Annotated in this window: 23 protein-coding genes and 1 pseudogene; 17 read left to right on the top strand and 7 right to left on the bottom strand. The window is 39.7% G+C overall.

Annotated features, from left to right (window positions below):
• Positions 1 to 19 precede the first annotated feature (19 nt).
• The 11 genes from B0169_RS05490 (at position 20) to B0169_RS05440 (ending at position 13,068) form a co-directional block, all read left to right on the top strand.
• A complete protein-coding gene (locus B0169_RS05490) occupies positions 20 to 538 on the top strand; it encodes an OmpH/Skp family outer membrane protein (protein WP_077284968.1) in 519 nt (172 codons plus the stop codon).
• Positions 539 to 710: 172 nt separating this feature from the next.
• On the top strand, positions 711 to 1,742 hold the full coding sequence (gene lpxD / locus B0169_RS05485) for a UDP-3-O-(3-hydroxymyristoyl)glucosamine N-acyltransferase (protein WP_143323479.1): 1,032 nt from the start codon (positions 711 to 713) through the stop codon (positions 1,740 to 1,742).
• A 40-nt stretch (positions 1,743 to 1,782) separates the two neighbouring features.
• Positions 1,783 to 2,235 carry a 3-hydroxyacyl-ACP dehydratase FabZ gene (gene fabZ / locus B0169_RS05480; RefSeq protein WP_077284966.1) on the top strand — a complete coding sequence of 151 codons (453 nt, stop codon included), beginning with the start codon at positions 1,783 to 1,785 and terminating at the stop codon, positions 2,233 to 2,235.
• Between the two features lies 1 nt (position 2,236).
• The gene (gene lpxA / locus B0169_RS05475; RefSeq protein ID WP_077284965.1) at positions 2,237 to 3,025 is read left to right on the top strand and encodes an acyl-ACP--UDP-N-acetylglucosamine O-acyltransferase; all 789 of its coding nucleotides are present in this window, start codon (positions 2,237 to 2,239) and stop codon (positions 3,023 to 3,025) included.
• Positions 3,026 to 3,086: 61 nt separating this feature from the next.
• Positions 3,087 to 4,235 carry a lipid-A-disaccharide synthase gene (lpxB, locus tag B0169_RS05470; protein ID WP_077284964.1) on the top strand — a complete coding sequence of 383 codons (1,149 nt, stop codon included), beginning with the start codon at positions 3,087 to 3,089 and terminating at the stop codon, positions 4,233 to 4,235.
• Between the two features lie 18 nt (positions 4,236 to 4,253).
• Complete coding sequence (gene rnhB, locus B0169_RS05465; RefSeq protein WP_077284963.1) at positions 4,254 to 4,904, top strand: ribonuclease HII; 651 nt, start codon at positions 4,254 to 4,256, stop codon at positions 4,902 to 4,904.
• 110 nt (positions 4,905 to 5,014) lie between these two features.
• Positions 5,015 to 8,467, top strand: a complete 3,453-nt coding sequence (gene dnaE, locus B0169_RS05460; protein ID WP_412842116.1) for a DNA polymerase III subunit alpha — start codon at positions 5,015 to 5,017, stop codon at positions 8,465 to 8,467.
• A gap of 52 nt (positions 8,468 to 8,519) precedes the next feature.
• Positions 8,520 to 9,476, top strand: coding sequence for an acetyl-CoA carboxylase carboxyl transferase subunit alpha (gene accA, locus B0169_RS05455; RefSeq protein WP_077284961.1), 957 nt, complete (start codon positions 8,520 to 8,522; stop codon positions 9,474 to 9,476).
• Positions 9,477 to 9,587: 111 nt separating this feature from the next.
• Positions 9,588 to 10,964, top strand: coding sequence for a tRNA lysidine(34) synthetase TilS (gene tilS, locus B0169_RS05450; RefSeq protein WP_235838481.1), 1,377 nt, complete (start codon positions 9,588 to 9,590; stop codon positions 10,962 to 10,964).
• Between the two features lie 106 nt (positions 10,965 to 11,070).
• The gene (sstT, locus tag B0169_RS05445) at positions 11,071 to 12,309 is read left to right on the top strand and encodes a serine/threonine transporter SstT (protein ID WP_077284959.1); all 1,239 of its coding nucleotides are present in this window, start codon (positions 11,071 to 11,073) and stop codon (positions 12,307 to 12,309) included.
• A 189-nt stretch (positions 12,310 to 12,498) separates the two neighbouring features.
• Positions 12,499 to 13,068, top strand: coding sequence for a PhnA domain-containing protein (locus B0169_RS05440; RefSeq protein ID WP_077284958.1), 570 nt, complete (start codon positions 12,499 to 12,501; stop codon positions 13,066 to 13,068).
• A 137-nt stretch (positions 13,069 to 13,205) separates the two neighbouring features.
• Here B0169_RS05440 and B0169_RS05435 read toward each other — a convergent pair whose 3' ends face one another.
• Positions 13,206 to 13,658 (bottom strand): methyltransferase family protein, encoded by a 453-nt coding sequence (locus B0169_RS05435; RefSeq protein ID WP_077284957.1) that lies wholly within the window; start codon positions 13,656 to 13,658, stop codon positions 13,206 to 13,208.
• Positions 13,659 to 13,748: 90 nt separating this feature from the next.
• On the opposite strand from B0169_RS05435, the gene B0169_RS05430 reads away from it, so the two are divergent.
• Positions 13,749 to 14,645, top strand: coding sequence for a DMT family transporter (locus B0169_RS05430; protein ID WP_077284956.1), 897 nt, complete (start codon positions 13,749 to 13,751; stop codon positions 14,643 to 14,645).
• A gap of 178 nt (positions 14,646 to 14,823) precedes the next feature.
• On the opposite strand, the gene B0169_RS05425 is transcribed toward B0169_RS05430, so the two are convergent.
• Positions 14,824 to 16,680 carry a DUF885 domain-containing protein gene (locus B0169_RS05425; RefSeq protein ID WP_077284955.1) on the bottom strand — a complete coding sequence of 619 codons (1,857 nt, stop codon included), beginning with the start codon at positions 16,678 to 16,680 and terminating at the stop codon, positions 14,824 to 14,826.
• Between the two features lie 206 nt (positions 16,681 to 16,886).
• On the opposite strand from B0169_RS05425, the gene B0169_RS05420 reads away from it, so the two are divergent.
• On the top strand, positions 16,887 to 17,354 hold the full coding sequence (locus B0169_RS05420) for a GNAT family N-acetyltransferase (protein ID WP_158077055.1): 468 nt from the start codon (positions 16,887 to 16,889) through the stop codon (positions 17,352 to 17,354).
• Between the two features lie 133 nt (positions 17,355 to 17,487).
• Here the strand turns inward: B0169_RS05420 and B0169_RS05415 are convergent, their stop codons facing one another.
• Complete coding sequence (locus tag B0169_RS05415) at positions 17,488 to 18,855, bottom strand: M20/M25/M40 family metallo-hydrolase (RefSeq protein ID WP_077284953.1); 1,368 nt, start codon at positions 18,853 to 18,855, stop codon at positions 17,488 to 17,490.
• Between the two features lie 111 nt (positions 18,856 to 18,966).
• Entirely contained in the window at positions 18,967 to 19,500 is a 534-nt protein-coding gene (locus B0169_RS05410; protein ID WP_077284952.1) for a YaeQ family protein, read from the bottom strand.
• A gap of 200 nt (positions 19,501 to 19,700) precedes the next feature.
• Between B0169_RS05410 and B0169_RS05405 the strand changes: the two genes are divergently transcribed.
• Entirely contained in the window at positions 19,701 to 20,828 is a 1,128-nt protein-coding gene (locus B0169_RS05405; protein WP_077285232.1) for a pyridoxal-phosphate-dependent aminotransferase family protein, read from the top strand.
• Between the two features lie 183 nt (positions 20,829 to 21,011).
• Here B0169_RS05405 and B0169_RS05400 read toward each other — a convergent pair whose 3' ends face one another.
• Entirely contained in the window at positions 21,012 to 21,431 is a 420-nt protein-coding gene (locus B0169_RS05400) for a VOC family protein (RefSeq protein WP_077284951.1), read from the bottom strand.
• Positions 21,432 to 22,185: 754 nt separating this feature from the next.
• Between B0169_RS05400 and B0169_RS05395 the strand changes: the two genes are divergently transcribed.
• Both B0169_RS05395 and B0169_RS05390 read left to right on the top strand, forming a co-directional pair.
• The gene (locus B0169_RS05395) at positions 22,186 to 22,572 is read left to right on the top strand and encodes a TonB C-terminal domain-containing protein (RefSeq protein WP_077284950.1); all 387 of its coding nucleotides are present in this window, start codon (positions 22,186 to 22,188) and stop codon (positions 22,570 to 22,572) included.
• A 121-nt stretch (positions 22,573 to 22,693) separates the two neighbouring features.
• The gene (locus B0169_RS05390; protein WP_143323478.1) at positions 22,694 to 22,972 is read left to right on the top strand and encodes a hypothetical protein; all 279 of its coding nucleotides are present in this window, start codon (positions 22,694 to 22,696) and stop codon (positions 22,970 to 22,972) included.
• A gap of 48 nt (positions 22,973 to 23,020) precedes the next feature.
• On the opposite strand, the pseudogene B0169_RS19515 reads toward B0169_RS05390, so the two are convergent.
• A pseudogene (locus B0169_RS19515) lies at positions 23,021 to 23,266 on the bottom strand (IS110 family transposase); the annotation flags it as partial.
• Positions 23,267 to 23,366: 100 nt separating this feature from the next.
• Between B0169_RS19515 and B0169_RS05380 the strand changes: the two are divergent.
• Positions 23,367 to 24,359 (top strand): transposase, encoded by a 993-nt coding sequence (locus B0169_RS05380; RefSeq protein WP_077284948.1) that lies wholly within the window; start codon positions 23,367 to 23,369, stop codon positions 24,357 to 24,359.
• Positions 24,360 to 24,593: 234 nt separating this feature from the next.
• Here the strand turns inward: B0169_RS05380 and B0169_RS05375 are convergent, their stop codons facing one another.
• Positions 24,594 to 26,147, bottom strand: a complete 1,554-nt coding sequence (locus B0169_RS05375; RefSeq protein ID WP_077284947.1) for a diguanylate cyclase domain-containing protein — start codon at positions 26,145 to 26,147, stop codon at positions 24,594 to 24,596.
• Between the last annotated feature and the right edge of the window lie 112 nt (positions 26,148 to 26,259).

The raw sequence follows: 26,259 nt of genomic DNA, 5'->3' as shown, positions 1-26,259 counted from the left end.
AATATTTTAGGAGTAAAAATTGAAAAAATTGATTAAATCTATTGTGATTGCCACTGCAGCATCAAGCTTTTTATTAGCGAACTCAGCATTAGCTGCAGATCAAAAAATTGGCGTAGTGAATTTTCAAGAAGTTATGGGGAAAATCCCACAAACAGCTACTGTTATGAAAAGCTTGGAAGAAGAATTCAAAGATGAGAAAGCGGTACTTGCACAATTAGAGCAAGATATTAAATATCATCAAGAGAAGAAAAAACGTGACGGCTCTTTAATGAGTTCAAAAGAAGTTGAAGAACTTGATAAAAAAATTGGCTCGCTTTTTCAAGATTACCAAGTTAGAGGTAAAGCTTTCCAACAGAAAACTGGTACACGTAAAAACGAAGAAACTAACAAAATCATTGCACTTGTTCGTCAAGCCATTGATAAAGTTGCTGCTAAAGGCAATTACGATTTAGTGCTTGAGCAAAGTGCTGTTGTTTATGCCAAGTCAGACAATACTATTACTGCAGAAGTAGTTGAACAAGTAAGCAAGTTGAAATAATAACTTGTGTTAGGCAATAGGAATAAAGCCAGCAATGCTTTATTTCTTTGCTTTCTCGTCTATTTAAATATTCCGAATCTATTGATTCGGAATATTGCGTTTAGCCCTTAAGTGGCAAGCGCTTTTCTTTAAATCTATGCTTATAGCAATTAGATACCATTAAAAGAAGTTTATACTTATGAGTTACACCCTTGCAGATATTGCAAACAAAATAGGCGCGGCTGTTATCGGCGACGAGCAATGTGAAATATCAAGTATTGCCACCTTAACTTCTGCAACCTCAGGACAAATTGCCTTCTTAGCTAATAGTAAATACAGTACTCAGTTAGCTACTACTCAAGCTAGCGCTGTTATTATCACAAAGGCTCAGGCTGACTTATGTAAAACCAATGCTTTAGTGATGGATAACCCTTATATGGGTTACGCTTTAGTTGCTCAGTTGCTTGATACTACACCTAAGCCGGCCAAGAGTATTCACCCTAGTGCCGTTATCGCTGATGGCGTTATGTTGGGAGAGGGGGTTACCATCGGGGCAAATGCTGTGATTGAAACCGGTGCTAATATTGCTGATGGTGTTAGTATAGGCGCTGGCAGCTTTATTGGTGTTGCCGCTCAAATCGGTGCTAACTCTACCTTGTGGTCTAATGTAAGTATTTATCATGGTGTAGAGATTGGCGAGCAATGTTTAGTTCATGCTAATACCGTTATTGGTGCCGATGGTTTTGGCTATGCAAATAATAAAGGCAGCTGGGTTAAAATACCGCAATTGGGTACAGTTGTTATTGGTGACAATGTTGAAATTGGTGCGAGTACGACCATTGACCGGGGTGCTTTAGGTAACACGATTATTCACAATGGTGTTATTTTAGATAATCAAATACAGATTGCTCATAATGTAGTGATCGGCGAAAATACCGCTATTGCCGCATGTAGTGTTATTGCAGGTAGTACAGAAGTTGGTAAAAACTGCGTGATTGCTGGTCTAGTAGGCATAAATGGCCATATCAGTATTACGGATGGCTGTGTATTTACCGGGATGACCATGGTAACAAAAGCGATATCTGAGCCCGGTGTTTACTCATCAGGTATGCCTTGTCAGCCAAATAAAGAATGGCATAAAAACAATGCTAGAATTAAAAAGCTTGAGTCGTTAACTAAACGTTTAATTACTGTAGAAAAAGACATAGACGCTTTAAAAAACTAGCGTAAGCTCTCGCCATAGTTAAGTAAAAAGAGGAAGAATTTTGGATTCTCAAAATAACATTATTGATATCGAAGAAATTAAAACACTTATTCCGCATCGTTATCCGTTTTTATTAGTCGATAGAGTGCTTGATTATACGCCAGGGAAATCAATCCATGCGATAAAAAATGTCACGGTTAATGAACCCGCTTTTATGGGCCATTTTCCGAGTTACTCTATTTTCCCAGGTGTGCTTATTCTCGAAGCGCTTGCTCAGGCAAGTGGCATACTTGGCTTCAAGTCTGTGGAAGATCAAAGTGACGGTGAGCTGTTTCTATTCGCATCAATAGATAAAGCTAAATTTAAAAAGCCTGTTCACCCTGGTGATACCATGCATTTACATTTAGAGTTTGTTAAAGAGCGTCGTGGTATGTGGAAATTTTATGGCGAAGCAAGAGTTGATGGCAAAGTAGTATGCTCTGCTGACCTAATGTGTGCAAGAAGAGCAATATAATATGGATAATTCAACATCATTAATTCACCCGCAAGCGATTATTGAAGATGGCGCGGTTATTGGTAACAACGTCAAAATAGGCCCGTGGACTTATATAGCCGCTAACGTCGTTATTGGTGATGATTGTCATATTAGTTCACATGTAGTCATTAATGGACCAACGACACTGGGTAAAGGCAATCGAATTTTTCAGTTTGCGTCTATTGGTGAAGATTGCCAAGATTTAAAATATGCAGGTGAGCCTACTGAACTGGTGATTGGAGATAACAATACTTTCCGTGAATATTGCACCGTTCACCGTGGTACTATCCAAGACAATAGCTTAACGCAAATTGGCAGCAATAACTTATTTATGGCATACACCCATATTGCCCATGACTGCATGGTGGGAAGCCACTGTATCATGGCAAATGGTGCATCTATTGCAGGTCATGTGCACGTTGGTGACCATGCAATTATTGGTGGTATGACGGGTGTTCATCAATTTTGCCATATTGGTGACCATTGTTTTGTTGGCGCCAATTCGTTAATTCTTAAAGACATTCCACCTTATGTCATGGCCTCAGGCCAACCGGCAAAACCTTTTGGTCTTAACAGTGAAGGCTTAAAACGTCGCGGTTTTGATAAAGCGGTTATTTTGAATATCAAACGCGCATACAAAGCTGTTTATCGTCAAGGTTTAACTATTGATGAAGCCATGGATAAAATTGCGAGTTTAGACGGAAATATGGTTGAGTTGGGCTTTTTCAGCGACTTCATCAAAAACTCTAGTCGTGGCATTATCCGTTAATTTTTGTGAGCAAAGCAACCACACAGGCTTTAATGGCCGATAAAAATCTATTAGTCAAAATATGAATCAACCTGAAATTATATTCGCTATTGTCGTTGGTGAACACTCCGGCGACACCTTAGGCGCTGGTTTAATGCAGCAACTTAAGCTTAGTCACCCTAATGCAAAGTTTGTCGGTATTGGTGGTCCTAAAATGTTAGCGTTAGGCTTTGATAGCTTGTTTGATATGGAAGAGCTATCGGTAATGGGCGTGTTTGAAGTGCTGGGTAGGCTTCGTCGCTTATTACATATTAGAAAATCCTTGGGTGAATACTTTATTGCCAATAAACCGAATGTTTTTATTGGTATTGATGCACCTGACTTTAATATTACTTTGGAAGGAACATTAAAGGCTCAAGGGATAAAAACAGTACATTATGTCAGCCCATCAGTTTGGGCATGGCGTGAAAAACGTGTCTTTAAAATAGCCAAAGCCACTAACATGGTGTTGTCATTACTGCCTTTTGAAAAAGCATTTTATGATAAGCATCAAATACCTTGTACCTTTGTTGGCCACTCACTTGCTGATGATATCCCGTTAGTCTCTGATAAGTTACTTGCGCGAGAGGCACTTGGTTTATCAGAGTCAGCAAAAATATTAGCACTGATGCCTGGTAGTAGAGGAGGCGAATTATCTCGATTAGTTGCTCCTTTTTTACAAACAGCCAAAAAACTGCTTGAAAGTAAGCAAGCTCAATCTTCAAAGCTGAAATTTGTTGTTCCTATGGTCAGTGAAAAAAGGGCAGCACAATTTCGTCAACTGCATGAAAAAATAGCACCTGAATTACCTTTGAGCGTTATTGTCGGTAAAACGCAACAAGTCATGGCTGCTAGTGATTGTTTATTAACAGCTTCAGGGACAGTAACGCTAGAGGCGGCCTTAATAAAACGCCCTATGGTAATTTGTTATAAGTTTAACCCTTTGACATATCATATGTTTAAAGGTTTCGTGAAGCTGAAGTGGTTTTCATTACCTAATTTACTTGCTAATAAAAGTTTGGTGCCAGAACTACTGCAAGGTAAAGTCACCGTCGACAATATTTTACCGTTAGTTGAAGAACGAATGTTTGAAGATCAATCAGCTTTGAACCAAGCCTATACTGATATTCATTTAATGCTTAAGCAAAATGCGAGTGAGCAAGCAGCTAAAGCCGTAATCGACTTATTATAATATTGAATCAGAGTAATTATGCCTGCTGTAAAAAAAACATTTGAACCATTTGAATACCCTGTCGCCTATTGTGTTGCCGGTGTTGATGAAGTTGGGCGAGGTCCTTTGGTTGGTGACGTGGTCACCGCTGCGGTGATATTAGATCCCGATAACCCAATCGAAGGCTTAATGGACTCAAAGAAACTGTCAGATAAAAAAAGACAGTTATTATCGGTAGAAATTAAACAACGAGCAATTGCTTGGTCAATTGGTCGTGCGTCGCCTGAAGAAATAGACACCCTTAATATTCTCCACGCTACTATGCTTGCTATGCAACGAGCAGTGCAGGGGCTAGCTGTACTACCTGACTACGTTCTCGTTGATGGTAACCGCTGTCCAACATTTGCTCATGACGGAGGCGTCATTGCTTGTCAAAGTGTTGTTAAAGGAGATGCGCGAGTTGCAGAAATTAGTGCTGCCTCTATTTTGGCTAAAGTGGCTAGAGACGATGAAATGATCGCTTTAGACAAGTTATATCCTTATTATGGTTTCGCACAACATAAAGGTTATCCAACTAAGTTACATCTAGAAAAAATTATAGAGCATGGTGTGCTCGACTGTTATCGTAGAAGTTTTAAACCGGTAGCCAATGTACTCGCTAATGCAGCAACGCATAATAAAAATAATTAGAGCACTAGATGTCTGAATCTGATCTCCCAATCCCTACGACTGAATCATGCCAAGCAACAGTGGTTAATGATCCTAAATTTATACATCTAAGAATACATAGTGATTATTCTATGTCTGACGGCTTAAAAAAAGTTAAGCCAATAGTTGCTCGCGCCGCTGATTTAAACATGCCAGCCTTAGCACTGACTGATCAAACCAATTTATGTGGTTTAGTTAAATACTACCATGCTGCACATGGCGCGGGTATAAAGCCTATTATAGGTTGTGATTTTTGGGTAAAAAGCGCAGCGTTAGAAAACGAATTATCACGCTTAGTGGTATTAACCACTAATAATGCAGGTTATAAAAACCTGACAGAATTAATCTCTAAAGCCTATTTACGAGGCCATATTCAAGGCAAAGCGGTGATAGACCGCGATTGGTTAATTGAACACGCTGAAGGCTTAATTCTATTATCGGGTGGCCGAGAAGGTGATATCGGTAAAGCCTTGCTCAAAGGTAATAGTGAATTTGCTGAGCAAATGGTCGCATTTTATCAGCAATATTTCCCTGATTGTTTTTATCTTGAGTTAATTCGCACGGGCCGTAGTGACGAAGAAAATTACCTGCACTTGGCTTTAGCATTAGCGACGAGTCATGATTTACCGGTGGTAGCAACGAATGAAGTGATGTTTTTAAGTCCTGATGACTTTGATGCTCATGAAATACGTGTTGCCATTCATGATGGTTACACGCTTGATGATAAACGGCGACCGAAAAAATACTCTAAAGAGCAATACTTGCGCAGCGAAGACGAAATGCTCGAGTTGTTTGCTGATATTCCAGAAGCACTCGCTAACTCAGTAGAAATTGCTAAGCGTTGTAACGTTACAGTGCGTTTAGGTGAGTATGTTTTACCTGACTTTCCAACAGAAGGGCTATCAATAGAAGATTACTTAGTTAAGGTATCGGAAGAAGGCTTACAAGAGCGATTAGAGTTTTTATTTGATAAAGATGCACCTGACTTTGCTGAAAAAAGAAAGCCCTATGATGAGCGTTTAGCAATAGAATTAGAAGTTGTTAACAATATGGGGTTCCCGGGCTACTTCCTGATTGTTATGGAGTTTATTCAGTGGAGTAAAGATAACAATATACCGGTAGGCCCTGGTCGTGGTTCAGGTGCCGGCTCGTTGGTAGCTTATGCCCAAAAAATTACCGACCTTGATCCGCTTGAATATGACCTGCTGTTCGAACGTTTTCTTAACCCTGAACGTGTTTCGATGCCGGATTTTGATATCGACTTTTGTATGGATAGGCGCGATGAGGTTATTGATCACGTTGCTGAACTTTATGGTCGTGACGCGGTATCACAAATTATTACCTTTGGTACTATGGCTGCTAAAGCGGTTATTCGTGATGTCGGTCGTGTGTTGGGGCATCCTTATGGTTTTGTTGATCGGATATCAAAACTTATTCCACCAACACCGGGTATGACCTTAGCTAAAGCCTTTGAAGAAGAGCCCAAATTACCAGAAGTGTACGCCCAAGATAGCGACGTCAAAGATTTAATTGATATGTGTCGTATCTTAGAAGGCACGACACGAAACGCCGGTAAACATGCCGGTGGTGTGGTTATTTCTCCTACAACTATTACTGACTTTGCACCACTTTATTGTGACGAAGAAGGCAATAACCCGGTCACTCAGTTTGATAAAAATGATGTGGAAGACGCTGGGTTAGTCAAGTTTGACTTTCTTGGTCTGCGCACCTTAACTATTTTGCAGTGGGCCATTGAAATGGCAGATGCAAAGTTATTAAGAGAAGGCAAAGAACCCATCAATATCGCTGCCATTGATCTCGAAGATAAAGCCAGCTTTAAAGTATTATTAAAATCAGAAACGACGGCGGTTTTCCAGCTTGAATCTAGCGGTATGAAGTCGCTAATAGCAAAGCTTAAACCGGATTGTTTTGAAGATATTATCGCACTGGTGGCCTTATTTAGGCCAGGGCCTTTGCAATCGGGCATGGTTGATAACTTTATCGAACGAAAACATGGCCGTGAAGCGATCAGTTACCCAGATGAAACCTGGCAGCATATAGACTTAAAACCGATTCTTGAGCCGACCTACGGCATTATTTTGTATCAAGAGCAGGTTATGCAAATAGCACAGGTACTAGCAGGTTACTCACTTGGTGGTGCCGACATGTTACGGCGTGCTATGGGTAAGAAAAAACCGGAAGAAATGGCGAAGCAACGTGCCGGTTTTGAAGCGGGTGCTATCAAGCGTGGTGTTGATGGCGAACTGGCAATGAAAATTTTTGATTTAGTTGAAAAATTTGCCGGTTATGGCTTTAACAAATCACATTCTGCTGCTTATGCATTAGTGTCATATCAAACACTGTGGATGAAAACCCACTTCCCTGCACCGTTTATGGCCGCGGTAATGTCTGCCGATATGGATAACACCGAAAAAATTGTCACCTTAGTTGATGAGTGTGAAAACATGGGCTTAGATTTATTACCGCCCGATGTTAATAGCGGCCAATATAAATTTACCGTCAATGAACAAGATCAAATTATTTATGGCATCGGTGCTATTAAAGGTGTCGGTGAAGGGCCGATAGAAGCAATCATAGCGGCACGTGAAAATGATGGTGAATTTGTAGACTTATTTGATTTTTGTGCTCGTGTTGATACCAAGAAAACCAATAAGCGAGTATTAGAAAAACTCATAAAAGCGGGAGCTATGGATGCACTGGGGCCGAAAACGGAATCAGGACCACATCGCGCAGCATTATTTGAATCATTGCCTGAAGCATTAAAAGCGGCAGAGCAACATGCAAAAGCGCAAGCTATCGGGCAAAATGATTTATTTGGTTTGATTAACGAAGAGCCAGAAGATAATCGGCAGGCCTTTAAAAATGTACCTATGTGGCCTGAACAACAATGGCTTGATGGTGAAAAGGAAACCTTGGGGTTATATTTAACCGGTCATCCTATCAATCGCTATTTAAGTGAAATTAAGCGTTACGCCACTGGTCGTTTAGTGAGTTTACAACCGACAAATAAAGATAAAACAACCGTGGCGGTTGGTTTAGTGCTAGGCGTGCGGGTATTAGTTAATAAACGTGGTCGGCGTTGGGCGTTAGTAACACTTGACGATAAAAGTGCTCGCATGGATATACGTTTATTTCCAGATGACTATGATAGATTTGCAGAATTGCTTGTTTCTGATGCTATTTTAGTCTGTAGCGGACAGGTCAGCTTTGATGATTACTCTGGGGGTATTACAATGACCGCCCGAGATATTATGACGATAGCCGATGCTCGTGAGAATTATGTCGCCTCATTGGATTTACAAGTCAATAAAAATCAGCTCTCGGGACGCTTTATAGAGCAATTTACACAGGTGTTAACACCTTATAAAGAAGGGATTTGCCCCGTTCGCGTTTTTTATCAAAGAGATGAAGCGCAAGGTATGCTAGAGTTAGGGGTACAGTGGCGTGTATCGCCAAGCGACCAGCTATTATACGATTTGAAAACCCTCTTGGGTGATGAGCAAGTCGAATTAAAATTTAAATAGATAGCGTTTATTGATAACGTTATGCAGAGACAACATAGGTAAGAATAATCATATGTCATTAAATTTTTTAGATTTTGAGCTTCCAATTGCGGAACTTGAAGCGAAAATTGAAGAATTACAATTGGTCAACAATGGCCAAGAACTAGATCTTGATTTAGAAGAGCAAATTTCTCAGTTACGAGAGAAAAATAATGAGCTTACTAAAAAGATTTTCTCTGGTTTAGACCCATGGCAAACCGCTCGGGTTGCCCGTCATCCTCAACGTCCATATACGTTAGATTATTTACCACGTATATTTACCGAATTCGATGAATTAGCAGGTGATAGAGCTTATGCTGATGATCGTGCCATTGTTGGTGGTACTGCGCGTTTAGATGGTCGCCCTGTGATGGTTATTGGTCATCAAAAGGGTCGCTCAACCAATGAAAAAGTTAAACGTAATTTTGGTATGCCGCGCCCTGAAGGATACCGTAAAGCTTTACGCTTAATGAAAATGGCAGAGCGTTTTAAAATGCCTATTATAACTTTCATCGACACACCGGGTGCCTACCCAGGCATTGGCGCAGAAGAGCGCGGCCAAAGTGAAGCTATTGCGATGAACTTAAAAGTCATGTCTCGTTTAAATGTACCGATTATTTGCACTGTTATTGGTGAAGGTGGTTCAGGCGGTGCATTGGCTATTGGTGTTGGTGATAAAGTTAACATGCTTGAGTATTCAACTTACTCGGTCATTTCTCCTGAAGGTTGTGCGTCAATTTTATGGAAAACGGCAGAAAAAGCGCCAACAGCAGCTGAGGCTATGGGGATTACCGCAAAACGTATTAAAGAACTCGAGCTAATTGACAGTGTTGTTGAAGAGCCATTAGGCGGCGCTCACCGTGATATGGACCAAATGGCTGCATTTCTTAAGCAGGCATTAAAAGCCGATCTGGCTGAGCTTGATAAGCTTTCAAATGAAGAATTAATTGAAAGCCGCTATGATAAATTAATGTCATTCGGTTATTGTTAATTTATATTAAGCGACCCACCAAGGTCGCTTTTTACTTTGCAGCCTTTACTTTCTAAGCTTTTACTTCAAGGCCTTGCTTAATTACTCTTTTTTGCGATATTTTTAAACTCTGTGAATACTATTGAATCAGCGCTGGTAAAGTGCTTTAACAGCGCGCCAGATAAAAAAGTTATTATAGCTTATAGCGGTGGAGTTGACTCACAAGTGTTGCTGGTTGCACTAGCGGCACTAAAACAGCGAAAACAGTTATCAAATAACATTGTTGTTTGTCATGTCAACCATGGTTTAAGTCCAAATGCCGATTCATGGCAAGCCTTTGCACAACAACAATGTGCTCGATTTTCGTTACCGTTAATTACTCAAAAATTACAATTAAAAAAACAGCCGCAACAAAGCTTAGAAGCGATAGCGCGCGATGCCCGTTATCAGGTACTCGTTCAGGCAAGTGTCGAGCCGGCTTTTATTGTTACCGGGCATCATCTTAATGACCAAACAGAAACGTTTTTATTAGCATTAAAGCGTGGCTCTGGCCTAAAAGGCTTATCAGCAATGCCTGAAAACTCAGAGTTAGCGCAGCATAATTTACTGCGCCCCTTGTTATCTGTGTCACGTGAGGAAATTCTTTCTTACGCACAACAACATGAGCTGAGTTGGATTGAAGATGAGTCTAATACTGATGAACACTACGATCGTAACTTTTTACGTCATCAAATTATTCCCGCGTTATCTGAGCGTTGGCCAAGTATCAATAAAACGATTGCACGCAGCGCTGGGCATTGTTTTGAAGCGCAACAGCTACTGAATGAATTGGCAGAGCAGGATTTAACCATATGCCAGACAGCACCTGACAAACTATCCATTGTTAAGCTTAATAGCCTGAGCGAAGCTCGACTGAAAAACCTTTTACGCCATTTTTTAGCGAGTCATCAGCTGTTAATGCCCACAGGGCAGCAATTGGCACAAATATGTCAGCAGCTTAATGCCAACTCTGATAAATCGCCGGTTATTCAACTCGCTAATTGTTGTTTAAGAAGGTTTCAGCATGAGCTGTATTTGACGCATATTTATCAAGATATTTCATCATGGCAGCATAACATTGATCTCGATACCTTAGCGGCTGGACCGTCAGTGAATATTGCACTTCCTGATCAAGTAGGAGCCGTGAGTATATCGACAAGCTCAAATACGAGTAACGCTGACACTACTTGGCAAGCAGCTATCAAGCAACCTAACGTTGGGCAATTAGTGACGATTCGCTTCGCCCACGCTAATCCAACATGTTTACCTGAGTATCGCCAACGCTCACGTTCATTAAAAAAGGTTTTACAAGAACTTGCTATACCACCTTGGCAAAGAAAAAGATTACCTTTCATTTTTTATGATGATGAGTTAGTAGCGGTAGTTGGCCATTTTGTCTGTCAGGACTACTTGGCTGATATCAAAGAAGACCGCTATTTTATTGCCTGGAAAAGTGAACTGTCGTTTTAAAATAGCCAGATAACGAATAAACAAGACAGTGTTGGTAAATAAGTGGTAAAAAATTTCCTGACACGTTAGCGTAATGATAAAAACAACAACTCAAATAAGAAAAACTATGACAACAGAAAATACTGCTTTAGAAAAACCGTCAATTTTTAATAAGCTAAAATCGATTAATATTGTGAATCAAATCATTATTGCCATTGTTTTAGGCATAGGCTTAGCGATTATTTCTCCTGATATTGCCAAATCATTTTCTATACTTGGCAGTCTATTTGTTAATGCCTTAAAAGCCGTAGCTCCTATCCTAGTGCTGGTGTTGGTCGCTTCGTCTATTGCCAACCAAAAGCCAAATAGCGACGCTAACTTAAAGCCAATTATCGGTCTATATTTAGTAGGTACTATCAGTGCTGCACTGGTTGCCGTAGCGCTAAGCTTTTTGTTTCCTGTACAACTAACCTTAGATATTGCCGGCGCAAGTGCGAATCCACCACAAGGTTTAAGTGAAGTATTAACAACCTTAGCGTTCAAAATTGTTGATAACCCTTTTAACGCGGTTATTAGCGGTAACTTTATCGGTATTTTAGCTTGGGGCTTAGGATTAGGTTTTGCATTAAAAAAAGCCAGTGATACCAGCAAAGTGATGGTGCATGATTTTGCCGAAGCGATTTCCAGCGTTGTGAAGTTAGTTATTCGTTTCGCCCCTTTAGGTATCATGGGTTTAGTTGCCAACACGGTTGCAACCACAGGTTTTGATACACTAGGTGAGTTTAGTCATTTAGTACTGGTACTATTAGGAGCCATGTTGATTATTGCTTTAGTGGTTAACCCGTTAATTGTTTACTTTATTATGCGTAAAAATCCATACCCTTTAGTCCTGACCTGTTTAAAAGAGTCGGGCATTACCGCGTTTTTCACTCGAAGTTCTGCGGCTAATATTCCGGTAAATATGGAATTGTGTGAAAAACTCGATTTACACGAAGATACTTATTCTGTTTCGATTCCCTTAGGCGCCACGATTAACATGGCTGGCGCGGCTATTACGATCACAGTGCTAACATTAGCGGCAGCCAATACCTTAAATATTGAAGTCGATTTTGCCACCGCTATTTTATTAAGCATTGTTGCTGCGGTATCAGCTTGCGGTGCTTCTGGCGTTGCTGGTGGCTCATTATTACTTATTCCACTTGCCTGTGGCTTATTTGGTATTAATACTGATATCGCCATGCAAGTCGTTGCTATTGGTTTTATTATCGGCGTAATTCAGGACTCAGCAGAAACCGCACTTAATAGCTCAACTGATGTGGTCTTTACGGCAGCAGCCTCACATCATGCGACAAAAAATATAGATTAAAAATCACCCAGCCGCTTTGCTGGTTCGTGATGAACTGGCAAAGCACTCCACCTGCCTTTATCAAAATTGCCTAAATTTCCTTTTGTTATCAATAAAAATAGCACTTATTGCTTTTTAGTGCCGATCACCACTTTTTAAATCGGAAAATTAGGAGCATAATAGCGCCAAAAATTTTGTGGGTATTTTATTATGGTAACAGAACAAGCATTAAAACAACGTAGCAACTCAAGTTGTGAATTTTGTACATCAACTGATAATTTAGCCGTACACCCCGTGCCACCAACGAGTGACTTGAGTGCGCAACAAAGTATTTATTTATGTGATACTTGTTTAGCTCAAGTTGAAGGCACTGTTGCACTTGATGTTAACCATTTGCGTTGTTTAACCGATGCTATGTGGAATCAAGAGCCAGCAGTTCAAGTGATGGCATATCGTATGTTGCATAAGTTGTCAGCAGAAAGCTGGGCACAAGATGCGTTAGCTATGATCTACTTAGAAGATGATGTTAAAACATGGGCAGAGCAGGGCATTGCAGCAGCAGAGCGAGAAGGTCCAACACGAGACAGCAATGGTGCTGAGCTACAAGACGGTGATAACGTAACTTTAATTAAAGATTTAAAAGTTAAAGGGGCAAATTTTACCGCTAAGCAAGGGACTATGGTGCGCGGCATTAGCTTAACGGACAACCCTGAGCATATCGAAGGTAAAGTTAACGGTACTCGCATTGTTTTAGTAGCTGCTTATTTAAAGAAAGCCTAGCTTGTAAACCAGCAAGCTTGTTACTCAACGGTTTTAGCAAGTTACTTTTAGTATAAGCTTTTGCAAAAATAAATAAAAAGCACTTACAGTTGATACTGGTAAGTGCTTTTTATTTGGCCTTGAATACGTTACTGAGGTTATAACCAACGTCTAACTTTAAGGGTATAGTTACTATATTCACTGCCAAATAGCTGCGTGAGTATGCGCTCTTCTGGGGTGATTTGATATTTACTGATGTAGCAGGTAAATAGTGCACATATCCCCAAGGTTAATGGGTTTGCTAAGTAACAAGCATAGGCAAGTAAGCCTAAAAGCATGGCTAAATACATCGGATTACGTGAGTATTGATAAATACCGCTGTTAACTACCTGTGATGATGTTTCAGGTTTGCTAGGGTTGACCGTAGTTTTATGCTTGCGAAAGCTATAAATAGCGAAAAATCCAAGCAATATAGCAATGAATAGTAAAAGTATTGCTAAATAATCACTATAGGTTGCGCTATAGTTTAACGTCGGAAAATACATACTCAGTATAGTCATCAATGCCATGGCAATCAGCACTTGTACAACGGGGATTACTTTTAATTCCATTTCTTGTCTTTTGGTTATTCGCTAATGTTTATTTAAATTATACGCAAATTATTTCAGTTTTTAAGTTATTTAATTTTTAATTCAAGGGGAATGCTTTTGCCTATTTCAGTGGCATATTTAGCTGTCGTAATTATTTGGTCAACAACACCGCTTGGTATTGTTTGGAGCAGTGAAACGGTGCATCCGACCTTAGCCGTTTTAATGCGTATGATCATCGCTATTGTGCCGGGTGTGGCTATCATGAAATTTGCTAAGATAAAGTTACCTTTGTCGGCCCAAGCGCTGAAAATATACGGTTATTCGTGTGTTGGTGTTTTTGGTGGCATGCTGTTCTCTTATCTTTCAGCACAATATTTATCCTCTGGTTTGATGTCGTTGATATTTGGTTTATCACCCCTATTGTCAGGGCTACTGGCACAAAAAATTCTTGCTGAGCCTAAATTTAGTAAAACAAAAATATTAGCTTTAACGGTGGCGCTTGCCGGTTTAGCTGTAGTTTGTTTTGATAGTATTGCCTTAAATGAAGATAGTGTTGTTGGAATTGGTCTTATTTTACTGGGGGTCTTTTTCTTTAGCATCAGCGGAGTCATGGTTAAGAGTGTTGAAATTGACATTCACCCATTGGCGACAACGATTGGCGCGTTAACGTTTAGCGTGCCACTATTTGCTCTTGCTTGGTTCTTTGTTGATGGCACATTACCTTATCAGCAGTGGAAAGTCCGTTCAATTTTAGCCATTTTATACCTAGGTATTTTTGGCTCTTTAGTTGGTTTTCTGGCTTATTTTTTTATTTTACAAAAATTGAGGGCGAGCACTGTGGCACTTATTACCATGATGACGCCTGTTTTTGCCTTATGTTTAGGTGCGATGCTAAATAATGAGCCGGTCAGTTTGCATTTATTGTTGGGGGCTTTGTTAGTGATGTGCGGCTTAGCACTTTATCAGTGGGGTGGTAAAGTCACGCTAAAGCAGCCCAAAGTAGGGTAATGCGTAAACTTGTAAGCTTATCTTAAGATATGACTTTCAGCACAATTTTACCGTTTGAAGGGGCATCAGCAAAATAATATTAAAGATATAAAAACGCCAAAGACATTAGCTTTGGCGTTTTAAAGTGCGCTGGCTGCACTTAGCGTATGATTACATTAAATGTTAACGTATCAAGCTATTAACGATTTTTAGCAATATAGTCATTCACCATATCTTCTAATACGTTAAGCGGTACCGCACCATTGGTAAGTACAACATCGTGAAATTCACGAATATCAAATTTGTCACCTAGTTGCTGCTTAGCTTTAGCACGTAACTGAACGATTTTTAGCATGCCTATTTTATAAGCCGTTGCCTGTGATGGCATAACAACATGACGTTCAACCATTTTTACTGCATCAGACTCTGCATTCGGCGTATTATCTACGTAATAGGCTATACCTTGTACACGAGTCCACTTTTTATTATGGATGCCCGTATCAACCACTAAGCGACATGCACGCCATAACTCCATTGCTAAGCGACCAAAGTCAGAGTATGGGTCTTGGTAAAAGCCAATTTCTTTTGGGATCATCTCTGAATATAAACCCCAGCCTTCACTATAGGCGGTGTAACCACCAAATTTTCTGAATTTTGGAATACCTTCAAGTTCTTGCTTTAATGCAATTTGCATATGATGCCCAGGAATACCTTCATGGTACGCTAAGGCTTCCATTTGGTATGTTGGCATGGCTTCCATGTCATACAGGTTCGCATAGTAGATACCCGGGCGAGAGCCATCAGGTGCTGGCTGCTGATAAAATGCCTTACCCGCTGACTTTTCTCTAAAGGCTTCAACTTTTTTAACTTTTAAATCAGCTTTAGGCTTAGTGATAAAGAGCTGGTCTAATTCACCTTTCATGGTATTAATTAAGTCTGTGGCTTCCGTTAAGTAGCGTTGACGACCGGCATCATCACCAGCATAGTAAAACTGTGGATCATGACGCATAAATGCGAAAAACTCGGTTAAGTTTCCTTTAAAGCCGACTTTATTCATAATAACGCGCATTTCATCATGAATACGCTTAACTTCATCTAAGCCTATTTGGTGAATTTCATCAGCGGTTAAATCCGTGGTGGTGGTTCGGTTTAAGGCATTGTTATAAAACTTATCACCTTGTGGAAATTTCCAAGCGCCATCGGTATTGTCGGCTTTTTTCTCAAGCTCAGTTAAGTAGCTGACCAATTGTTGGTAGCCCGCTTTAAATTCGTTAGTTAATGCTGATGTTAATTCAGCCGTTAATGCCTGCTTTTGTGCCTCAGAAATCTCTAATGTCGCTATTTTTTTATTAAAATCTGCGTATAAAGTGCTATCAGTCCCCTCATTAAAAGGTACACCTACGATAAGGTTTTTCGAGTCACGAATAACATGACCAAATACAAATTTTGGCGCAATAATACCTTTATCTGCTCTGATTTGAAGTTGCTCAATAAGCTGTTCAAGCAAAAGTTTTGAATTTTTTACTCGTTCGATATAGTCATGTGCTTGTTTTACATCTTTAATACTATGCTGATTAATTAACAAGGCAGGGATACGCGAGTGAACACCAAACATCTGATTAACCGGATAATTATGGTGGCGCCATTGATAGTCAGCAATTTGTTGCTCGAGTTTTTGCGACAATAATTTGAAACTTAATTTAGTTTGTTTATCAACTTTTGTTATGTCGATAACTTGTATGCGTTGCAGGGCTTCTTTAGCAAAAGCTAATTCCTTTGCGCTATTTTCTTCCGAGAGATCTTGCCACTTGTCGTAATCAGTTTTAATACCCAAGTAAGTTTGCATGACAGGGTTGCGATTAACACCTTCCATAAAAATAGTATCAAATAGCTCGTTGGCTGCTTGAGAAGCTAAAGCTATGCTATCAAGTTGTGCAGCGTCAGTCGTTACAGCCGCTGTATTATTGGTTTTCGTCATTAATGCGGGTTCATTACTGCACGCTACTGCAAATACAGCCGACAGAGATATGACGATAAGCGATTTATTGAAGGTCATGTGGTATTCCTATTTTAGTTTTCAACCATTTTGCCGTTATTGTTAGCAAGCAATCAAGTGTGCCGCGCCCAATGGTGGTTTTTATGCGACAACTTCCGGTTATTTTTATCGCTAACTTGTCTATCGGTAATTTATGCTTTAACTCGTTTATTAACTTGTTATAGTAGAAGGATGTTTTAGTACACTCTTTATATTCGATGTCTGAGGTGAGCAAAGTCTTTAAGCGAAAAAACAACGAGCAAGCGATTGTGAGTTTTCGTCGGGCAACGGCAAGTGATAGAGCGTTTCTTTTACAGCTACGAAAAGCGTCGATGACCGAACACTTGAGTAAGGCCGGTATCTACCTCGATGATATTGCGCATATGCAGCGGGTCGATGAATACTTTACCGATTCTCATATTATTTCTTATCAAGGTAATGCGATCGGTTTATTAAAGTTAGGACAGTTTCCAGATAAAATTCATTTAAGACAATTTCAATTATTACCTCAATATCATGGTTTAGGTATTGGCAGTCGAGTACTAGCATTAGTTAAACGCAAAGCCCAAGAAAAGCAACTCGCAATTACCTTAAATGTATTGCTAGATAATCCCGCTAAACAATTATATTTGCGCCACGGTTTTGTCATTTGTGCGGAAAATGAACTTGAATATGCGATGCGTTGGTCAGGTTGATTTTTAACTTAAAGAGAACACCAGACTTGATATTCGCTGGCAGTAATTAAGCTAAAAATAAAATTCAGACAATAAAAAACCAGTTTGTCTAGCAAGCTGGTTTTTTATTGTTTACAGCGGCCTCAGTGTCAGGCTAATAAATTTTGCCTTGTGCGCGAACTTTGGCTTTATCAATACGTGTTGGTGTAACTGTTCCATCAACAAGTGATTGGGTAGCAACCGCTAATGATTCGATTACTTTATGCATTGACGACAAATCTAAACTTTTAATATCGTCACTGGTTTGATGGTAGTGCTGGTCTTTATCGAGCTGAGTACTACTAAAACTATGAGCAGGCACGCCTAAACGAGCCAATGTTGCATTGTCTGAGCGATAAAACAAGCCTTGTTCAGGGTATGGGTCTTGATATATTTCGGTGTTTTGGGCGCTGAGTTTTTCATTAAGCAAAGCCCCTAAATTTGAGCGTTCCATTCCTGTCATCCAAACTGTGCCAGCGCCAAACTTTGATGGCTTACCTATCATCTCAATATTTATCATGGCAACGACGTGGTCTGGATTAAGTTGTTGTGAAAAGTATTTTGAACCAAAACCCCCAATTTCTTCGGCAGTAAAAGCACTAAACATCAAACTACGTTTATTATTACCTTGCTTTGCGTAATATTGCGCTAAGTTAATGATAGCAGTGGTGCCTGATGCGTCATCATCAGCACCGTTATATATTTGTTTGCCGTCTTCGGTAACGCCTAAGTGATCATAGTGTGCTGAGTATAATACGACTTCCTTGGCATTTTCAGTGCTAGTTGCCGGTAGGATCCCCACCACGTTAGTTAATGTTTGCTCGGTAATTTTTGCGTTGGCTTTGACGTTATAAGCGTTCACGTCACTAATATCACTTAATACCATCACAATCGCACCACGGTGCTCAAGTGAAAGTTTAGTAATGCCGCGATTAAAGTAGTTTTTATACGCTTGAAAGGTTTTTGTATGGGCACTATTGATGATCACTAAATGCTGACCACCTTTTTGGTTTAATGCCCTTAGCGTATCTCGCATATCATCGTCTTTGCTAATAACGTGGACTTGAGCACCTGTTTCTTGCCAGTTTACTGATCTCATCGTGCTTGCTATAGCGAGGTTTTCTTGGCTAATTTCAGCATGATTTATTGATACGGTTAGCGCCTGTGGCTGTATTTGGCTGACGGTAAATTTTTGCAGAAAACGCGTATTGTGCGTAGCCACTTTTTCTGTCGATATTGGTTGTAAGCCTATGTCAGCAAAGCGTTTAGCTATATAGTTTGCTGCTCGGTCAATTTCTGGGCTAAAACTTGCGCGACCTTTTAAGTCATCAGCAGCAAGATAGGTAATATCTTTGGCCACTTGCTCGGCAGGGATTATTTCGGCAACACTGGAAAATGCACTTGTCATCGCTATTGCGGCAATGAGTGATTTACGCTTGAAGTTGCTCAGTGGACTGTTTTTCAAAGCTGGTATTTTTATCATAATAGTTAATATTGCCGTGGCAGAGAAGTTAAAAAAGTTTACTATTGAAAGCGCTAATAAATCAATATATTAACGATAATCCTAGCTGATATATCGTTAGCAATAGCAAACTTATTTGAGTTTAGTAAGTTCAATCAATAGTGTTTCGTCACCGCAGGTTAACCAGAATTGGCCATCTTGAATACTGACTTGAAACTCCATTGAGCGGTCGGCCAGTTGCTCTAAAGCTGCTGAAGTCGCTTCGCTGAAGCTTTCAATCGATAATTTGTCAAATTGATTCAGTTTACCTTTAGATTGTTGCCACCAAGTATCAACGCTACTACCGTAACAATAGAGCTTTACTTGTTGTGCGCGGTTACAGGCTTTTTTAAGTCGTTTTTCATCTAGTTGGCCGAGTTCTATCCATAGCTCGATAACCTCACTGTAATTAATTCGCCAGATAGCAGCTTCATCTTCATCACTAACACCTTTGCCAAATTGCAGGTTTTCACTAGCATTTAGTACGAAGGCAATTAATCTGATCATCATTCGACGATCAGTTTCCGAAGGGTGTTGGGCGATCGTTAATTGTAAGGTGTCATAATAATTGCGATCCATGTCAGATAAATGAATTGTCGCTTTATTAATGGTTGATTTTAAGGCCATGGTGATTATAAATATTGTTTTGAGTAATTAATTCAATATATTAACTTTTATTCACTCTGTGTGATAGCAATCAAATGATTTTTAATTTAGCCAATTACTATGCTATTACTGAATAGTTAGCATAAAAGGGATTAATTGAGCTGCTCAGTCGATAGATGGTAAGCTTTAGCTATCTACCTCAGTTAATTGGAAATTTATTTATGACGATACAATCATTTATTCCCCCACAGCGCACCCTCATGGGACCTGGGCCATCAGATGTCAGCCAACGTGTACTGTCAGCATTAGCACGCCCAACCATTGGGCATTTAGATCCTACTTTTGTTGGGATGATGGATGAGGTTAAACAACTCTTACAATATGCATTTCAAACCTCAAATAGTAATACTATGGCTATTTCAGCGCCTGGCTCTGCGGGCATGGAAGCGTGTTTTGTTAATTTAATTACGCCTGAAGATACTGTTGTGGTTTGTCGTAATGGTGTTTTTGGTGCGCGTATGATTGAAAATGTTAATCGTATTGGTGCCAAATTGGTGATTGTAGATTCAGCATGGGGGAGAGCGATTGAGCTGCAGTTATTAGAAGATGCACTTAAGCAGAATCCTCAAGCTAACTTTGTTGCTTTTGTTCATGCAGAAACATCAACAGGCGCACGATCAGATGCAAAGACCTTATGTGAAATAGCTAAACGTCATGGTTGTTTGACGATTGTTGATGCTGTCACCTCATTAGGGGGTAGTGAGTTAAGAGTGGATGATTGGGGTATTGATGCGATTTATTCAGGTAGTCAAAAATGTTTATCCTGTGTGCCGGGTATTTCACCAATAAGTTTTAGCGAGCAAGCCAGTGAGGTTATTCGCAACAGAACATTACCAGTGCAGAGTTGGTTTTTAGATCAATCACTGGTTATGGGGTATTGGTCAGGAGAGGGCAAGCGTGCATACCATCATACAGCGCCAGTAAACTCACTGTATGCCTTACATGAATCATTATTAATGTTGCAACAAGAAGGCTTAGAAAACAGTTGGGCGCGCCATCAAGCACAACATAATACTTTGGCTAAAGGCTTAACTAAGCTAGGTTTAGATTTTATTGTTCCGGCAGAAGAACGTCTACCACAACTGAATTCTGTATATATTCCTCAAGGCATTGATGACGCGAAAGTACGTCAATACTTATTACAAGAATACAATTTAGAAATTGGTGCAGGCCTTGGCCAATTTGCAGGTCAAGCTTGGCGAATAGGTTTGATGGGCTTTACTGCGCGTAGTGAGAATGTGGCTTTGTGTTTAGCAGCACTAGATGATGCATTAACTAAATTTAGATAAATCACTGATAAAAAATCAACAATAATATAGTGGCAATCAATAATTAAGCTAACCGACTTTGAAACAAGTCGCGGTGTGATTAAGTGAGTAATAAGCATTAAAATGGCGGTAATAAAGACCATTTTAATGCTTATGTTGTTTGCGCAATAGCTATGGGTGACCTGACCGTTTACTATCCGCTATTTACCAAGTGCCAGAGTTTTCCATACTAACCCAAGGCTCTTGTGGTGCTAGGCGTTCGCCTTTTTGCAGTAATTCGATCGATACATTATCCGGTGATTTAATAAATGCCATATGACCACAGCGAGGTGGGCGGTTAATGGTAATGCCTGCTGCCATTAACTTTTCACATAAAGCGTAAATATCATCAACTTCAAAAGCTAAGTGACCAAAATTTCTGCCAACCGTGTATTCTTCTTTCGAGCCCCAGTTATGTGTTAGCTCTATTTCAGCTGCGCCAGGCTCAGTAGCTAAAAATATTAAGGTAAATTCACCTTCAGGTACGTCAACACGGCGGGTCTCTATTAAACCTAAGTGTTTAATATAAAAATCGAGTGATTTGTCCACGTCACTAACGCGAACCATAGTGTGTAAAAATTTCATAATGTACCCATTAATTTTATCTGTAAATTGACATAAATCTTTCTAATGCAAGATCCATCCTGATATCTTCTAACCGTATATGCGCCGACCTTGTAGCATAAGCCTATGCTGATTCGTGGCTTAAACTTTTCAGTATCTGCGTTACCTTAGCATGCTGATATGTCACTTACGGCAAATTTATAGCCGTTAAATACGCGCTAAGTATCATGATTCAAAGTAATCGAAAATCTATTTTGTATAAGATTAAAAAGAAAAAAATATTAACATAATTTTGATAATAAACTGAATAGTTTATGTCATTAGCTTAACTTAAACGGCAAATGAATTACTGCTACTCTAGTGGTCATGCAACCATGTAAACTAATAAATTTACTAGCATAACTGGCTATAAGCCCGCACCGTGTTTTGCTTCTCGTGAAATGAAATAGACACAACACGACGAAAGCAACGATGATACTGATGCCGACTATACATGTACTTGACAACACTATTTAGAAAAGGTGACTTTGTTTTCATTTTAATTACCTTGGCTTGCTGTGTTTTTATACAGTGTTGCGGTGTTTCCACCCAAGTCAAGAAATGAAGCATGTTGCCTCATTTCGTCTAATAACGAAAACGTTGTGTTTATCTGTAGCTAAGAGCTGGTATTAGCTGCAAGGATTTGTTATTAATATGTAAAATAAATAAGGTGGAAACTTTTTCTCTGTAAAAGAGGCAAGTTGCCTCCTATTAAGTTGTTATATGGAGTTCGAGCTTGAGTAACCTATCAGCCTTAATTTTATCCCTATTCTTAATTTCCGGATGCGCAACTACTGATAAAAAACTCACTGTACAGAAATGTACTGACGTTCAATCTTGCGCTCAAAATATTATGCAACGGGTAAGGGAGAAATCGAAGTGGATTTGTGATCAAAAATCCACTGATAAAGTTGTGGTGGTGGAATCTTCTTTCACTAAATTAGGTGAAATAGTTGAAATGAAACTTACCTCTTCTAGCGGTGATAGTGAGTTTGATGACGCTGCTTTCAAGGCGATTGAATCAGCGGCACCACTTGTTGAGCTGACTATGCTTAACAATAAAGATTTTGAGGAAGCATCAGTTATTAGTTTTAAATTTGTTGGTAACGCCGCTAATAAGTAATGGTGTACACTCCATATAACAAGCTAATAAACAAGGACAAAAAACAGTTTGCTGTTTTCGTCCCTCAACATTTTAGCAAACAATTTTTTGCCTGTTATTAGGGCGTTATGTGTAAATGAGTATGAATCGAGATCCGTATATAACTTTTATTGGAGCAAAAGGCGTAGCATTTGCGTGGATAGGTTCCGTTCTTGGTCCACTATTTATTCTTTCTACCCTTGGCGATTTTAAACATGCAAATACCTATATTGGTTTGGTATTTATATTAATCGTAGTTCTTTCAATCCGAGATGGTTTCAAAGCTAAAAAGCATGGTAAAACTTCTGACTTTATTGCTCTAGCTATCATGCCAATTGTAATTCCTATTGGTTGCATTTTATGGTTTGCTTCTAGCAAGTAAATTCAATAGATTACACATAACAACACGCCCTGAGGTGGACCGCAAGTCCTAAAACTTGCTTTCCATCGCATATTTCAACAAGGGAGAGCCCTTACGTTTCAGGGCTTCTAAATACGTTGATTCATCATACGCGGTCTTCGTTTTCCAACACCGAAACAGTATTCTTATCCACTTAAATGCCAATGCGCGAATGATAGTATTGTGCGGCTTTCCTTTACTTTTTTGTTGTTCATAATAAGCCTTGGCCCAAAATGAATATCGCACTGATTGACCTGCCCATTCAACAAAGGTCTGCAGAATATAAAGGACACCCATCCTAACCCATCCTAAATTGAACTAACCTAGTCTGTGTACTAAGCTCAGATGACCCTTTCTTATTTATGTCAGGTGCGTGATGACTACCCCCAGAAAGCAACAAATTAGTTTAGCGGATACCCCTTACTATCACTGTATGACACGCTGTGTCAGGCGTGCCTTTTTATGCGGTGAAGATAAGCACTCAGGCCAAAGTTTTGAACATCGGCGAGGGTGGATAGAAGATAAATTACATTTCCTCACCACGGTTTTTGCTGTTGAAATGTGTGCTTATGCAGTAATGAGTAACCACTACCATGTGGTGTTATTTGTCGATGAAGACAAAGCCAACCAATGGAGCATGAATGAGGTACTTGAGCGCTGGCATCGTTTACACAAAGGCACACTATTAACGCAGCAATACCTCAATGGTGACAACCTTGCTACGCCGCTAGTGGATATGGTTAACACAACGGCTGAAATATATCGCCAGCGCCTTATGGATATCAGTTGGTTTATGCGTGAAATCAATGAAAAAATAGCACGTCAGGCGAATCAAGAAGATGAGTGCAAAGGCCGGTTCTGGGAAGCACGCTTTAAATCCCAAGCGCTGTTAGATGAAACAGCGCTAGTGGCTTGTATGGCTCATGTTGATTTAAATCCTGTTCGCGCCAATATCGCTGACACACCAGAGAATTCAAACCACACCAGCGTTAAACTGCGCTGCGAGCAAGCAAAAGCCAGTCAAACCGACAATATCAGCAACCAGCCAAACATACTCATGCCTTTTGTTGGCAACCCGAGAGAAGGAATACCCCAAGGCCTGCCGTTTGACCTAACAGACTATTTACAACTCATTGATATAACAGGGCGTAGTATCCGTGAAGATAAACATGGCTATATCGAGCAAAGCCAGCCAGAGATACTCACACGCTTACATATTTCAGCAGCGCACTGGTTAATTATTACCACGGAATTTAGAACACAGTTTCATGGTGCCGTGGGTCGAGAAGCGGCGTTAACTGACTTTTGCGAACATCAGCACCTCAAACGACGACAGAATTTAAGCCATTGCAATAAACTGTTTGCGTAAGGGCAATTAACAGCATATCAAAATCTTAGTGTTTCTTTTATTTCGCACAGCGTCGCTTTAAAGCTCACGCTGAAGGTGAGCTTGTCCGAAAATCACATTTTTAGGCACCATCGAGTGAAATTATAGAACAATATCATTGATTATTGTTAAAGTACCTGGCTTCCAATGTGCTCGAGCCTTTCTCGTTAATGTTTTGCGTTACTTTATTTGAATTGGGTGTCTGTTTAATAGTTCCTAGGGTGTGGGAATACCCAAATGGGTTGTTGAGTCGGCTAGTTTATAATTATTTTTTCCCTGCTGCTTTACTTGATACATAGTGTGATCTGCCAGTTCTATCAGTGTTTCAGGATTATTGCTCTGATCAGGTGAGATAGAAATACCAATGCTAGCACCAATAGAAACTTGCTCTTTTTTTAGTTTGTATGGTCTAGTTAATTCATCGAGAATTTTTTCGGCTACTTTCGTTATACTGCCTTGCGTGGAAATATCCATTAATATCACCCAAAACTCATCACCACCGACCCGAGCTACCGTGTCAACTTCTCGCACACAAGTGCATAGTCGAACAGCTGTTTCTTTAAGAATTTCGTCACCTGCATGGTGTCCATAGTTATCATTAATCCCTTTGAAGCCATCAAGATCAATAAACATCAAGGCGGTCTTAGTTTTATTGCGCTTAGCGATTGAAATAGCACTAATTAAACGCTCCATAGCAAGGCGACGGGTGGGTAAACCAGTCACTAAATCATGGTTTGCTAAATGTAAAATCTGCTTCTCTGCTTCCTTTAGCGCTGTTATATCTTCCTTAACGGCAACATAATGGCTAATCTCTCCGTTACGTTGTTTAACAGGAGTTATTGATGCAATTTCCCAATATAATTGGCCATTTTTTTTCCGGTTTTGAAACTCTCCACGCCAGGTGTTGCCATTACTAATTGTTGCCCAAATATTGGCATATTCTTCTGTGGTCTTACTCCCAGAACGTAAAATTCGTGGGTTTTCACCAATAAGTTCTTCCTCTAAATAGCCAGTTTTCTTCGCTGAGGCAGGGTTAACATAGTCAATAGTACCTTTGGTATCAGTAATAATTATTGACGATGCTGATTGCTCTACGGCTAAAGAGATAATGCGAAACCTAGATTCGAGATTTGAATAAACCAATAATATTAAGGTGATGGTAATACCCGCAAGAATAAATATACCGACCAGAAAAACTAAAGTTGAAGAAATGCTTTCATGCAAAAAATTGTGTTGAAAAGGAGAAAGCAGAGCAATTGCTCCACGCATACCGTGGAACACACCAAATAGCGTAAAAACTGATGCTACGGCTATGCCGGCAGGGCGCCACGGTGCGTGTTTATCACGCAATAATATTGAGGCAATCATAAAGCATGTCAATGTAAATGCGATTGATATTATAATAATTCTAACGTTTACATCTTGTTCTACGTATTGGAAATAATAAAACAACAAGAAACATAAAGAGGTTAAGATATAATCAAAAAAGAACAAGGGTGAGCGACCAGTAAAAATACAAATCCCCCTCAAAAAAAGCGAAAAACCAGCTACATAAAGTGAGTTAGCTATAATCAGAGAAATGAAATCAGGAAGTGATCCTCGACCAGATATCAGGATACTTGCAATTGAAATGCACGACATACCTGCAGCCCAAAAACCACTACCATTGCCTTTTAACTGAGCTCGCCAAAGCGCAATTAAAGCTAAAGCTGAGATCATTGAAACAAGTGCCGTAACAACGAGAAGTGTGCGGGTATCAAGTTCAAGCATTGTTAGTCTGCGCTGAAACAATATTCAATTTTGTTAACCTGTTTTTAATTCTTATTAGTTGGAGATAATCGATAATTTAAGCCTTGGCTTAGCCTTCAAACAAATAACTTTA

Source organism: Cognaticolwellia aestuarii, from assembly GCF_002000025.1.
GTDB lineage: Bacteria > Pseudomonadota > Gammaproteobacteria > Enterobacterales > Alteromonadaceae > Cognaticolwellia > Cognaticolwellia aestuarii.
The sequence above is the reverse complement of the archived record's forward strand: the minus strand, read 5'-3'. Positions and strand labels throughout refer to the sequence as shown.